The organism is Bacteroidota bacterium, from assembly GCA_016713765.1.
Taxonomy (GTDB): Bacteria; Bacteroidota; Bacteroidia; order AKYH767-A; family 2013-40CM-41-45; genus Pollutiaquabacter; species Pollutiaquabacter aromativorans.
On record JADJON010000003.1, the window covers coordinates 1 to 14197 of the forward strand.

Consider the following 14197-nt stretch of genomic DNA (forward strand, 5'->3'; position numbering starts at 1 on the left):
TCCGGTCGTCGTCAACTCGATGCGATCATCCAGTTGACTCCCGCTCGACAAGCAGGACTTCACGCTCGAAACGGAGGCGACGCATACCGGGAGGCAACTTGGGAATTGCGGGATCCCTGGGTTACCCGGAACAAGAACGTATTCCGCGGAGCCGAAGTGTTTGAATTCCGGATAAAGGGCGCGCTCGAAGCCCTTCCCAACTTCTCCGACAGTCCAAACCAAGCGACTCCTGTTCAACACCTACGAGATCGGGCCGGAAGTGTCGCTGTCTTTCAAGAAATTTCTGTTGCCGGGTTTCATGGCACGTAGCACTTCCCGTTACTTAATCGAGGTCGACGCTGACAACCGGATTCAGTACAGGACCGTCCCGACTTCCCGCCGGTCCATCCTTAACCACTACCCCTCCTTTGGCTACCAATGGCGCGGTTCAACAACACCAACGGTCCTCCGTTTTTCCGTTCGAACTGAACTCGTTTATGCCACTCGAGTCTGGGTTTCCAGGGCTCGACTCGACCAGCCTGCAGGACCCGCGCTTACGGTACAGCTACGAAATCACCTCATCGGCCGCGCGCTTTTCCGGTTGTACACCGACCAGAGATTCGGCCTAACCAGAGTTTTTGGTTCCTGCGCGCAACTTTGAAATGTCGGGGCTGGTCAGCGCGGCATCTGCTCCCGTTTAACTGGGAACGGAACGAAGAAGGCAGCTATGTATTTTCCGGCATCAAGTTTCGCAGTACATCAAGCCGGATGTGGATCTTCAGGCTACCACCACATCCTCAACAGGAACAACACCCTCGTATATCGCGTTGCAACCGGCATTGGCTTGCCGTACGGGAATTCCCGGGCGTTGCAAGATTTCGAGAAAAAAGCTTCTTCACCGGCGGCGCCAGCAGTGTCAGAGCCTGGAGCGCGTACACTGGGTCCGGGCTCTTACAATGAATCGCTCAACATCGAACAGAGCGGTGATTTCAGGTTCGAAGCCAATAACCAGTACCGTTCCTTCCTCCTCCAACTCTTCGGCTCCACCATCTTGGAAGGTGCGGCATTCGTCGATGCCGGCAACGTCTGGACACGAAACGAAGACGCGAGCCGGCCGGGATCGCAGTTCCGCATCTCCACCTTCGCACGCGAGCTCGGCATCGGCGGCGGATTGGGCATGCGCTTCAACTTCTCCTTCTTCATCCTCCGCCTCGACATGGCCGTCAAACCGCACGATCCATCCCTCGACCTGTCAGAACGCTGGGTCTATCCCAACCAAAAATTCGTCATCGGCGACATTGTTCCGAACCTGGCGATCGGGTACCCCTTCTGATGGTTCCGGGTTTCGCGTTTCGAGTTTCGAGTTTCGAGTTTCGGGTTGTTCGTGGTTAGTTATTGGTGACTGGTGATTGGATATTTGTTACTAGCTATTGGTGGTTGATTATTAATCACAAATCACGAATATCTAATCACAAGTCCCCAATCACTGTTCACTGTTTACTGTTCACTGTTCTCCCCCACCCAATTCCACAATAAATCCTACCTTTACCGCCATTCACAAAAGCATGCACACCACTATGTCATCTACGAAAATCGCTGAGTTGCTGGGAGCCGGCGCTGAGAGCCTGCTGAACCACCAGTCCAAGACCATTTCCAAAGAACACCTTCATCTTCCGGGACCCGATTTCCCCGGATCGCATCTTCGCCCCTACCAACCATAGCAACCAGGTCATCCGCAGTCTGCAGGCCTTGTATGGACACGGTCGTCTGAAAGACACCGGTTACGTTTCCATTCTGCCGGTGGACAGGGTATCAAACATTCGGCCGGTGCATCCTTCGCGCCGAACCCGATCTACTTCGATCCGGAGAACATCGTGAAGCTCGCGATCGAGGGCGGCTGCAATGCCGTTGCTTCCACCTATGGTGTGCTTGCCTCCGTTTCGCGCAAGTACGCGCACAAGATCCCATTCATCGTCAAGATCAACCACAACGAATTCCTTTCGTACCCGAACAAGTTCGACCAGATCATGTTCGGCACCGTGCAGGAGCTCTGGAACATGGGCGCTGTCGCCGTAGGAGCTGATCTATTTCGGTTCCGATGAGTCGGCCCGCCAGATCCAGAAGTGAGCGAAGCATTCGAATACGCGCACGAACTTGGTACGGCGACCATTCTGCTGGTGTTACCTGCGTAACCCCGGCTTCAAGAAGGACGGAAAAGACTATCAATTCCGCCGCCGACCTGACCGGTCAGGCCAACCACCTCGGCGTAACGATACAGGCCGATATCATTAAGCAGAAACTGCCGACCAACAACGGCGGTTATACGGCTGTCGCATTCGGCAAGACGCATCCGAAAGTGTACAGCGAACTCAGTCCCGATCATCCGATCGATCTTTGCCCGCTACCAGGTAGCCAACTGCTGCATGGGCCGCATGGGCCTCATCAATTCCGGCGGCGAATCCAAAGGCGCGAGCGACCTTTCCGAAGCCGTAACCACCGCGGTCATCAACAAGCGGGCGGGCGGACAAGGGACTGATCTCCGGTCGGAAGGCTTTCCAGAAGCCGATGACGGAAGGAGTTGCCCTGCTCAACGCCATTCAGGACGTTTACCTGTCAAGGATATCACCATCGCCTGATCATTCTCCACGCCGAACAGCCGTTGTAAAGCCCAAACGACATGTCCTGGTTCAAACGCATCAAAGAAGGCATCACCACTTCCACCAAGGAGAAGAAGGAAACGCCGGAAGGTCTTTGGCATAAGTGTACTTCGTGCAAGAACATCGTCCCAACCAAGGACCACGCCGCGCGCATGTACGTATGCGACCAGTGCGGTTACCACGACCGTATCGGTTCCGCCGAATACTTTGAGATCCTGTTCGACGAGAACACCTCTTCCGAACTCTTCCCCAACCTCAGCTCGGAAGATCCGCTCAATTTGTCGACACGAAGAAGTACACCGACCGCATCAAAGAGTCCCAGCGCAAGCGCGGACTCCAGGACGCGATCCGCACCGGTGTCGGCAAAGTGAATGGACAAGACCTCGTGATCGCCTGTATGGACTTCAGCTTCATCGGCGGCTCGATGGGCTCGGTGGTCGGTGAAAAGATCGCCCGCGCGATCGACCACAGCCTGGAGCACCGGATTCCGTTACTATCATCAGCAAATCCGGCGGCGCCCGCATGATGGAAGCCGCCTTTCCCTGATGCAGATGGCCAAGACCTCCGCCAAGCTGACCCTGCTGTCGGATGCCGGCATTCCCCTGCATCTCTTTATTGACCGATCCCACCACCGGTGGTGTCACGGCTTCCTACGCCATGCTGGGCGACCTGAACATCGCCGAACCGGGCGCTCTGATCGGCTTCGCTGGTCCACGGGTTATGAAAGAAAACCATCGGAAAAGACCTCCCCAAAGGCTTCCAAACCGCCGAATTCGTGCTGGAACACGGTTTTTGGACTTTATCGTCGACCGCCGGGAGCTCAAGGCCAAGCTGGCCCAACTCCTTGGCTTCCTGAAAAAATTAATCGGGAAGTCTAGCTATTCTGGAAATTTTCGTACATTTGCACCTCGTTTATTGACCCTTAAGTATTCGAGGAAGTAACATGAAGCTGACAACTGAAGCGAAAAAGCAGATTTCAAGAAGTTCGGTGGCGCCGAGACCAATACCGGTACGGCAGAAGGACAGATCGCCCTCTTCACCGAGCGCATTACCCATATGACCGAGCACATGCAGGTTGCGAAGAAAAGACTTCTCGACCCAGCGCGCGCTGATCCGCCTCGTCGGTAAGCGCCGGGCCTGCTCGACTATCTTCACAAGAACGATATCAATCGTTACCGGAAGATCATCGCGGAATAAACATTGAAAATAATTCAAAGATCCTCAGATTCGGAAAAGGCAGCCAGGTGGTTTGCCTTTCTGTTTTTAACGAGGCACAAAGCGGTACTATGTCACAGAAAGCAATTATCAAAAGAATTCGACCTCGGCGATGGCCGTAAAGGTCACGATCGAAACGGGACGTCTGGCCGAAGCAGGCCGACGGATCCGTCGTTGTACGCATGGGCGATGCCATGTTGCTCGCCACCGTGGTCTCAATACGGAACCCAAAGCCGGCGCGGACTTTCTTCCGCTGACCGTCGACTACCAGGAAAAATTCTCGCTGTCGGACGTTTCCCCGGCGGCTTCCTCAAGCGCGAAAGCCGCATGTCGGAATATGAGATCCTCATCTCCCGACTGATCGACCGCGCCCTGCGTCCGATGTTCCCGGATGACTACCATGCCGACACCCCAGGTGATGGTCACCCTCATCTCGGCGACAAGAACGTCCAGCCCGACGCCCTCGCCGGCTTTGCGGCTTCCGCAGCCATTACCATCTCCGACATTCCGTTCAACGGTCCGATCTCCGAGTGCGCGTCGCGCGCATCGACGGCAAGTTCGTGATCAATCCTTACACCGATGAGCTCGCGAAGGCCGACATCGACCTGATCGTAGCCGGTTCGAAGGACTCCATCGTGATGGTGGAAGGTGAAATGGAACAGGTGAGCGAAGAAGAGATGCTCAAGCCATCCGCTTCGCGCATCTGGCCATCGTCAAGCAGTGTGAAGTGCAGGAAGAGCTGCGCCAAATGGCCGGAAGCAAGCCCAAGCGTTTACTCGCACGAGACCAACGACGAAGCCTCCGCGAGCGCATGCGGAAAGAACTCTACGACCAGGTGTACGCCATCGCCCGTTCGGCCAACCTGAACAAGCACGAGCGCAGCGAAGCCTTCTCGAAGATCAAGAAGCCTTCATCGCGTCCATCCCCAAGAGCAACGTGACGAGCTGAAGCCGCTCGTCGACCGTTACTACTTCGACATCGAGAGCGACGCGATGCGTAACTGCATCATCAACGAAGGCATCCGCCTCGACGGCCGCAAGAGCACCGACATCCGTCCGATCTGGTGCGAAGTGGATTACCTCCTCCCCGCACGGTTCTCGATCTTCACCCGCGGCGAGACGCAGTCGCTCACGACCGTCACCCTCGGCAGCAAGCTCGACGAGCAGATGATCGACGTGGCCATGTACGAAGGTTCGACCAAGTTCATGCTCCCACAACTTCCCCGGTTTCTCAACCGGCGAAGTGAAGCCAACCGCGCTCCGGCCCGCCGCGAGATCGGCCACGGCAACCTGGCCATGCGCGCCCTCAAGAAAGTACTGCCCGGCGATACCGAGAATCCCTACACGGTCCGTATCGTATCTGATATCCTCGAGTCGAACGGCTCCTCCTCCATGGCCACCGTCTGCGCCGGCACGCTCGCGCTGATGGACGCCGGCATCCGGATCACGAGTCCCGTCTCGGGCATCGCGATGGGTCTGATCATGAACAAGGAAGGCCGCCACGCGGTACTCAGCGACATCCTGGGCGACGAAGACCACCTCGGCGACATGGATTTCAAAGTCCGGGTACGTCGAAAGGCATCACTGCCTGTCAGATGGACCTCAAGATCCAGGTCTTTCCTTCGACATCATGCTGGCCGCCCTGCACCAGGCATGCCGGTGTCATTGGACCGGGTGGCAAGGTCATCCAGGAAATGCAGCGCGAGACCAACACGCAGATTTCCATCGAAGAGATCAACAACGAAGGCATCATCGAGATCGCGTCGAGCGACAAGGCCGGCATCGAAGCGGCCAAGGCGCGCATCAAGGCCATCGTCCAGGTTCCTGATATCGGCGAAGTGTACGAAGGCAAAGTGAAGAACATCATGGACTTCGGCGCGTTTGTGGAATTCCTGCCGGGTAAAGACGGCCTGCTCCACATCTCCGAGATCAGCTGGAGCGTCTCGATTCCATGAAGGATGTCTTCAAAGAAGGCGAAAAGATCAAGGTCAAACTGATCGACATCGACAAGAAGACCGGCAAGTTCCGCCTCTCGCGGAAGGTGTTAAATATCCGTGTCATCCGTGTGCTAACCGATCCGAAGCACTCCGCATCTTATTGAAATCAACCAATTCAAGATTCGACAACTAGAAATTATCCTCAGCATTGGTGTTGATTTTGATTTTTTTTCGCGGTTTTTAGGTGTCGGTCATGAAGTCGTCCGCAAAGGCCGGGAAACCTTACAATGGGCAGGCAGGACCGTTATTCCGCTTAAAATCTGAAACTAATTGAATATCCTCCCGTTTCACGACCATATTCTTTTAAGTCAGAAAGCGAGGGAGCATGCGTCAGTTAAAAATCACCAAGCAGGTCACCAACCGGGAGACCGCCTCTTTAGACAAGTATTTACAGGAAATCGGCCGTGTCGAGCTGATTACGGCGGAAGAAGAAGTACGCCTCGCCCAACTCATCAAGAAAGGTGATGCCAAAGCACTGGAACGCCTCACCAAGGCCAACCTTCGTTTCGTGGTATCCGTGGCAAAACAATACCAGAACCAGGGACTTACCCTGGGCGACCTCATCAACGAAGGCAACCTGGGCCTGATCAAAGCGGCCCAACGTTTCGACGAGACCCGTGGTTTCAAGTTCATCTCCTATGCCGTATGGTGGATCCGTCAGTCCATCCTCCAGGCACTGGCCGAACAGTCGCGTATCGTGCGCCTTCCCCTGAATAAGATCGGGTCGATCAACAAGATCAACAAGACCTTTTCCAAGCTCGAGCAGGAATACGAGCGCGAACCGTCGCCGGAAGAGATCGCCGAGGCGATGTCGATGAACATCGACGACATCAAGGAAGCCCTGCGTACCTCGGGCCGTCACGTGAGCATGGACGCTCCCCTGCAACAGGGCGAGGACAGCACGCTGATGGACGTACTCGGCGACGACGACCAGCCGAACCCCGACCATACGCTCATCAAGGAATCGCTTCGCCGCGAAGTGGAACGCGCACTCTATACGCTCACCACCCGCGAAGCCGATGTCATCCGCCTCTACTTCGGACTGGCCGGCGAACAGCCGATGACCCTCGAAGAGATCGGCGAACGTTTCGACCTTACCCGTGAGCGCGTACGCCAAATCAAGGAAAAGGCAATCCGCCGGCTGAAGCATACCTCCCGTTCCAAGATCCTGAAGACCTACCTGGGTTGATCCGCCTGCGGCGGACATCCGAGGCAAAAGAGGGCGCAAAAGCCCTCTTTTTTTGTTTCCTGCCTTTTTCGATGTTATCCGTAATTTCACCACACGATAGCACCTGCCCCATGCCCCTCATAGCCCCTTCCATACTCTCCTCCGATTTCGGCAACCTCCAGCGAGACGTGGAACTGATCAACCGCAGCGAAGCCGACTGGTTCCACATCGACATCATGGACGGGGTCTTCGTGCCGAACATCTCCTTCGGGTTCCCGGTGCTGAACGCCATCCGCCAGCACGCGCGCAAGCCGCTCGACGTGCACCTGATGATCGTGCAACCGGAGCGGTACATCACCCGCTTCCGGGAATCCGGCGCCGAAGTGTTGACCGTTCATTACGAAGCCTGCCCTCACCTCCACCGTACCGTGCAGGAGATCCGCGCGGCCGGCATGGCGCCGGGCGTGAGCATCAACCCGCACACCTCCGTCGAACTGCTCGACGACATCGTACAGGACCTCGACCTGGTGCTGGTGATGAGTGTCAATCCCGGCTTCGGCGGACAGAAGTTCATCGAGCGGACCTACGAAAAGATCGAAAAGCTGCGCAACATGATCGCGCGGCGCAATTCCAAAGCGAAGATCGAAGTGGATGGCGGGGTGGACCTGGCGAATGCCGGCGCGCTGGTACGGGCAGGAGCCGATGTGCTGGTTGCCGGCAATACGGTCTTCTCCTCCCCCGACCCGTTGCGCACCATCGCCGACCTCAAGGCGATCGGCTGATGCGGGATCAGGCTCCCGCTACGTAATCTTTCAGGTATTCGAACCGGCTTGTGAGTTCGCCGTTTCCGGCGATCGTCGCGCGCTCCACGACGCCATCGTTGTCGTCGCCCAAAAGGCTCGGCATGACGCGCTCGAGCAGGTGTTTGCCAAATCCGTCTGAAGCATCCCGCGGCAGTTCGCAGGGAAGGTTGTCGATGGCCATCACGGTGATCGCCTCCTTGGAGAACGGCTCCGTTTCCCGTTCGCTCACCGGGTCATAGCCCATGAACTTATCGTCGATGGTCGTGGCCCGCGTCGTGGACGGAATGCTGCCGTTGATGTCGCAGGTCACGTCGGCGATGACGCTGATCCGGAAGTCCGGCTGTTTCATCCGGTCGAGGGTGAACAGGATGTCGGCCTTGGGGTCCCAGTACGTGCAATGGATGAGCAGGTCGGTGACCGAAGCGAACGAACGTTCGTCGCTGAAGGTGCTGCGGAAGTCTTCCGGATGTTTGTGGAAATCGGAACCGATGAAGGTGCCGCCGTCCTTTCGGACGTAGTAGTCTTCCGAATGCAACTGTACATAGACCGGCTCGCGGAAGGTGTAGTTCAGGAATTCATAGGGCGTGACCTTGCGCAGGTTGATGGCGCCCATCGTCTCACAAGCGCCGTTCGCTACGCGACCACCGCCGGTGATGACGATCTTGAGGTTCGACATGTGGGCCTTCCGCAGTTCGCGGAAGAGTTCCTTCTTGTCGTGGCAGAGGTGCGCGGGCTTCAGGTTGAACAGCCCGTACTTCAGCCCGTATCCCATGATGCCGTTGTAGGCGCCTACGATGCCGGCATAGCGACCGAAGCCGATGATGCGGTTGCCGTTCCGGTCGACCAGGCACTCGTAATCGACCAGCCGGATCTTCTCCCGCAGGATGTGCTGCAGCAATCCGCGGTTGTGCGGTTGCTTCTTGATGGTGTGTGAGAAGAAGAGGTACGTTTTTCCGGGGATCAGCTCAGATTTAGGAACTTCCTTGATACCCATCAGGATATCACAATCCGAAACATCCTCTTGTAAAGCAATGCCGGCTGCCTCGTATTCGGCGTTGGTGTAACAACGCCAGTCGCTGGGTTGCACCACAATGGTGACATGCGGAAAAAGCTCCCGCAGTTGTTGGCATTGTTCGGGAGTAAACGGAACGCGTTTGTCGCGGGGGATCTTGCCCTCGCGGATAATACCCAACTTGATCGGCTTCATACGTACTGGAAAGGGGCCTGCAAAGGTACGCCCTTCCGATGCAGGAAAAAAGCCGGCCTATCGCTTAAAAAGGCTCTTTCGAAATCGTTTATCACCCTGTTGAAGCAGCAATTCGTACGAGCCTGCCGGTAAGGCGCTCAGGTCCAGTACCGCATCGGCTTGCCCGGTGAACCTGCCTTCCATGGCCAATCGTCCGTCGAAGGTGTAGAGCGCCCAGCGTTCCGGTACGACCAGCCCATTGAAGCGTACCCGAAGCATGTCAGCAACCGGATTCGGGAAAACAAGGATGTCGACGGATTCCGCTTCCTCGATTCCGATCAGGGAAACATTGACGGTTTGAACGGAGGTATCGGATGTGCAGCCGTCACTCACCACCTGGGTGACCGTATAGATTCCGGTTGCGGTATACGTATGCGACGGACTTGCCTGAGTGGAAACACCGCCATCTCCGAAATCCCAGGATATCGATTGCGCGTTGTCGGACTGATCGGTAAACTGGAAGAGGCCATTGCCCAAAGCGCTGTAGCCAAAGCCGGCCTGTGGTTCAAACTCCCCGATGTTCCAGGTGGAAGCACTGTCGTTCACCACCGAAGCCGCGATCTGCTGGTAGTGTTGAACCCTGGCCGTGGCAATACCGGCAGTATAGGTATTCCCGACAGGAGTCGCTCCGAACAGGGTGGCATAGAATACGCAGGTTGCCAGGTAGGTACCGTCGATGCTGGGATGGCTGTTATCACCGGACCATAAGTTGAGCGTGCTGTCGGCGTACCAACTCGCGCGCCAGGCCATACCCACCGGCGCTACGAGGGCCTGATTGTCGTCGGCCATCTCCACATACGATTCGCGCAAGCGCATTTGCATGCCCTCGTAGGTGCAGATCACCGGATAGAACGCACAATTCGACTGGTCTCCGTACTTGCGCCCCCAGGTCATGAAGAAGACGGTCTTTGCACAGGGATTGCTCACGTGAATGAGGCTGTCGAGTACCTGTGCAAACGGATAAACCTCCTGTTCCACCTGGGAAGGCGGGAATGCCGGACGCTGGCTTTGCTCCTGAAGAATGACGAAATCCCAACCACCGGCGGCGATCTTCTGCAAGGTGGTGGCATCGGTGCTGTGCGCCTCAAAGGTGTAGCCGCCGGGAGCGCTGGAATCGACGATCAGTGTATCGCCTGCAGCCAGACAAAAGTTACGCAACTGGTTGGGAAGGTCGTTCACGGCTACATAGCTGTTGCCGATGAACAAGACACGAAACGTACGGGCCAGGGCAGTTCCGGAAAACAGCAACACAGCCAGGCCGGCGAAGAGTAACGATCGGGAAAGCATCAGGGTCGGGAGGTGAAGAGGAATAACAGGAGGTTATTTTCGATGAGGGAGTAATCGGCAGCTTCTACCAGTTGGTCGCCGGTGAGGTCTTCGCGCACATACCCGAAGAGAAACTGACTGACACCATTTTCTTCCTGGGCATAATCCGAAGCCTCGATCAGTCCGTCCTGGTTCACATCACCGCTGAAGAGTGTCGCCACACCGCCGATCACCTGCTGATTATTCCCATAAGCCTTCGATGCGGATAGCGTGAAATCATAGCTCACGTTGGTGGCGTCCAGGGTGATGGGGACGGCACTCCAGGTTTCAAGGGAATTGCGTTGGCGCAGTACGATGTAATACTGATTTCCGTACACCTTTCCGGGAAACGTGGCGGTAACCGTACCGTTGGTCATGAGCAACGCCTTGACTGTATCGGTAAACGCATACGGACTGGTTGCAGATGCCAAGAGCACCGTGATCGAGTCACAAACAGTCGGCGCTCCGCTTGGATTCAAAGCCGCCACCTGTTGATTCGCTCCGAGGTAAAAACCCTGGATAAAGGTCTTGAGCTGAAGATTGACCGGAACATGGTCCCCCTCTACCCTCACCTTGTCGATGTAAAGATAATTTCCGTAACGTCCAATGTTCACAAAGCTGGCGATGACGTTGCTCTGTCCGGCAAAGGCATTCAGGTTGACCGTATCCGTCCGCCAGTCGCCGGCGGCTGGATAATAAGCAGATGTACCGATCGTGGGAATCGTAGCCAGTGTTGGCCCCGGTTTGAGATACACGGTCTGGTAGTTAGTTCCGCAATTCGTTGCCACTTTGATGAGCAACGAGTCCACGTAAGACGGGTTGGTATACAACTGATACGCCACATCGAATATGAGGTGGGCGGTGGCATACTCCGTCAGGTCGATCGGAAAGGTCCGCAATTCATCCCGCTTGCCTTGCGCGTTGTAATTCCAGTTGTCGAACACGGCGGAACTGAAGCCAACACCATACGAGGAACCGGAGCCGTAACGTTTCCATACACGCTGGTCTGCACCATCGTCGTAGAGCGACCAGTTCGCCGGAGGAAAAGCGGTGCTCTCCATCGTTTCGATCACCGGCAAATTCTTACCGAGTGTTGTGATGTAAGCGGTTTTGGTGACACTGCTGGTCCCGGAACCGTTGCTGACACTGAGCGTCACGGCATACTTTCCGGGTGAGCTGTAAGTGACCGAAGGGTTCAACGAGGTGCTGCTGGATGGAGTACCGCCGGGGAAGGTCCAGGTCCTGCTGGTCGGCAGTCCGATCGAGAGATCCGAAAATTGCACCGTACCGCCCGGGCACAACTCGGTTTTGTCGGCAGCAAGGACAGCCTGCAGGGGTCGAAGGTTTTCGAACGGCGTTTCCCACATGCCCCTGCCATAGGTCGACACCCGCAGCAAAGCCTGGCTCGTGCCGTTTTCGAAGATGGTGATGTCATTGATGTTGGTTCGGGCAGGTAAACCGCTGCTGTAATTCGTCCAGGAGGAAGAAGATACCTTTCTGTAGTAAACACTGTTGCTCGCGGCGACAAATACCAATTCCTGCGACGGTGAACTTTCGTCGATGAGAATGTCGTTCCAGTTAACGGAAGGAAGTCCTGTGCTGATGTTGGTCCAATTGGTACCGTTGTTAGTTGAACGATAGACCCGTGTATTCATCACCGCGTAGAGGATGTCCGGATTGGTTTTGACGGACACGATCCCGGCCTTTGATCCGGTACCGTATGGAAGCGCGATCTGGGTAAAAGTCGGACTTCCGCTCAGTGCGTTGGTGCTTACGAACAGATTCTGATCGTTTGTGATCACATACAATCGGTTCGAATCGGCCGTGCTGATGTGCATGGCCATGATCGTCTTGTTGATGTTGCCGATCTGGGTCCAGGTCGGGGATGCCGCGGTGAGATTCGTGGTACGATAGACCTGGAGATTGCCGGCAAAAGCCAGATCCGGGTTGGATTTCGTAAAGGCGATATCCTGCAGACTGGTCGGCACAAGTCCGTAGCTATTCTCTCCGCCGGTTATCACATCCCGGCGCTTTGCGTTGGAATAGTAGTAGATCCGGGAACTGCCAGTGGTACAGTCAAACGACATCGGCGAGGTCCAGTCACCGCCACGATTACAATACCAGGCGGCATTTACGGAATACAATTCCCCGTTATCCTGTGTACCGATACTGACCGCGTCACGACGGGTAGGGCTGGTATAGCCATGATAGATCTCGTATCCATAGATGCCGTCACTCTTCGGCGTCCAGTTATTTCCACCATCGGTGCTCAACCATACTCCGCCGTCGTTCATGTTCCACAACTGGGAAGTGTTGTACGGGCTGACCGCCACCTGATGCATATCGGTATGTACCTTTTCCCACCAGTTGGTTTGCTGTGTCCAGTCGGCTCCGCCGTTGGTGGACTTCCAAACGTTATGGGCAACGAACCAGAGGACATCGCGATTGGTAAGATCAGCGCCAACGGCCACATTGTAGTTGCCTTGCCCGGCGTCGTACAACACATTGTCATAACCGGTCAGGTTGGGCATTACCGTATCCTTCATCGCGCTGAAGTTCATGCCCCCATCGGTTGATCTGAAAATCGTACCGTACTTCGCAACGAGCGCGAAGTAGACATAATTCGAATCGGCCGGTGTGACCGCGATGCGTGCACCCGTATTGGTATAGCCTGCCGGCAGGTAAACACCGGCTGTAACCTGCGACCAGGTCTCACCGAAGTCAGTGGAACGCCACAGCGTATTGGCTCCGGTAGCAAACAAGACACGCGAACTCGCATTCGCCTTTTTCACGAGATCGTAAAACGCCATCGCACCCGACTTTAACGTCCAGTTGGTGCCACCGTTGGTGGTCTTGTAAATACCGTTGCTGGTAGCTGCGACCAGGATGTTGTTGTTGGTTGGATCCATCAGCAGTTCGACCACCACTCCGGACGTGAGGCCGGTCTGTGAAAAGGTCGTACCGCCATTGGTCGACTTCCAGACTCCGCTGCCGGTGGAGTAGTAATTCGCATCACCGCCGCCGAGATAGAGCACCTGATCGTTCGTATGATCGATGCAAACAGACGCCAGGCGCGTTCCGTTTGGCATGGCATCGCAGCCGGGCGCCAGGCTCCAACTCGTACTGCCGTTGGAGGAGATGAATAACCCGCCCCTTGCACTCACAGCGTACAGCTTGGATGAATTGGACGGATGAAATTTCATCTGGGAAATCCGGCTGATACCGTGTATTTGTCCGCTTACATTCGTCGGAAAAAGCGCGGGTGCCAGCGGTGTCCAGGATGCGGTTTGCGCGCGGGATGTCCACGTGAAAGCGAACAGGATAACGAAGAGGATCAGACAGGAGACGCGTGTCATCGCTTACCCTCCTTTCCTTCAGCAGCCTTCAATTGCCGGTTGCGTTCTTCCTCCATGACCTTGCGTTCGGAGGGAGTCAGGATGCGACCGTCGTTCTGGACGAATGGCTTTACATCGCGTTGCCATTCTTCGAAACGCTTGCATTGCCAGATCATCTCCTGTCGCCAGGAAGCTTCCTCCGGACTCAGCTCGCGTAACTTTTCCCTGATCTCGGCTTCGCGCTCCGGACTGTAGCCATATTTTTCCCGTTCTTCAATTTCTTCCAACGGATTCTCGCGTCCTTGCCAGAATGCTTCGAAGGCTTTGACGGCATCGTTGTAGTTAACGGCCGTATCGTCCATCATCCGCACCCAATCAGGCAGGATGCCACTGGTAGGATCAGCTGTTTGCTGAGCCTGACAAACGGAAAAGAAGGGATAAAAGAATAAACCGATCCAGAGTAACTGGATTCGCAGGATTTTCATGCTCTCAG

General features: G+C 55.8%; 7 protein-coding genes and 4 pseudogenes. 7 read left to right on the forward strand and 4 right to left on the reverse strand.

Features of this window, described 5'->3' with window-relative positions:
* Positions 1–706: 706 nt before the first annotated feature.
* The 7 genes and pseudogenes from IPJ96_10835 to IPJ96_10865 all read left to right on the forward strand — a co-directional run bounded on the left by IPJ96_10835 (position 707) and on the right by IPJ96_10865 (position 7797).
* The gene (locus IPJ96_10835; GenBank protein MBK7910834.1) at positions 707–1312 is read left to right on the forward strand and encodes a BamA/TamA family outer membrane protein; all 606 of its coding nucleotides are present in this window, start codon (positions 707–709) and stop codon (positions 1310–1312) included.
* A gap of 244 nt (positions 1313–1556) precedes the next feature.
* Positions 1557–2739, forward strand: a pseudogene (locus tag IPJ96_10840) (class I fructose-bisphosphate aldolase).
* Positions 2657–3578 (forward strand): annotated as a pseudogene (locus IPJ96_10845) (acetyl-CoA carboxylase carboxyltransferase subunit beta). Before IPJ96_10840 ends, IPJ96_10845 begins: the two co-directional pseudogenes overlap by 83 nt.
* A 1-nt stretch (position 3579) precedes the next feature.
* A pseudogene (rpsO, locus tag IPJ96_10850) lies at positions 3580–3833 on the forward strand (30S ribosomal protein S15).
* Between the two features lie 200 nt (positions 3834–4033).
* Positions 4034–5951 (forward strand): annotated as a pseudogene (pnp, locus tag IPJ96_10855) (polyribonucleotide nucleotidyltransferase).
* A gap of 221 nt (positions 5952–6172) precedes the next feature.
* Positions 6173–7036: a sigma-70 family RNA polymerase sigma factor gene (locus IPJ96_10860; protein ID MBK7910835.1), complete on the forward strand. Its 864-nt coding sequence runs from the start codon at positions 6173–6175 to the stop codon at positions 7034–7036.
* Between the two features lie 110 nt (positions 7037–7146).
* Positions 7147–7797, forward strand: a complete 651-nt coding sequence (locus tag IPJ96_10865) for a ribulose-phosphate 3-epimerase (GenBank protein ID MBK7910836.1) — start codon at positions 7147–7149, stop codon at positions 7795–7797.
* Between the two features lie 7 nt (positions 7798–7804).
* On the opposite strand, the gene IPJ96_10870 is transcribed toward IPJ96_10865, so the two are convergent.
* The 4 genes from IPJ96_10870 to IPJ96_10885 are packed head-to-tail and all read right to left on the reverse strand — an operon-like array spanning position 7805 to position 14189.
* Positions 7805–9025 carry an alanine dehydrogenase gene (locus IPJ96_10870; GenBank protein MBK7910837.1) on the reverse strand — a complete coding sequence of 407 codons (1221 nt, stop codon included), beginning with the start codon at positions 9023–9025 and terminating at the stop codon, positions 7805–7807.
* Positions 9026–9082: 57 nt separating this feature from the next.
* Positions 9083–10351 carry a PKD domain-containing protein gene (locus IPJ96_10875; protein MBK7910838.1) on the reverse strand — a complete coding sequence of 423 codons (1269 nt, stop codon included), beginning with the start codon at positions 10349–10351 and terminating at the stop codon, positions 9083–9085.
* Entirely contained in the window at positions 10351–13725 is a 3375-nt protein-coding gene (locus tag IPJ96_10880) for a PKD domain-containing protein (protein ID MBK7910839.1), read from the reverse strand. The genes IPJ96_10875 and IPJ96_10880 overlap by 1 nt, the downstream gene beginning before the upstream one ends.
* The gene (locus IPJ96_10885; GenBank protein MBK7910840.1) at positions 13722–14189 is read right to left on the reverse strand and encodes a hypothetical protein; all 468 of its coding nucleotides are present in this window, start codon (positions 14187–14189) and stop codon (positions 13722–13724) included. Before IPJ96_10885 ends, IPJ96_10880 begins: the two co-directional genes overlap by 4 nt.
* Between the last annotated feature and the right edge of the window lie 8 nt (positions 14190–14197).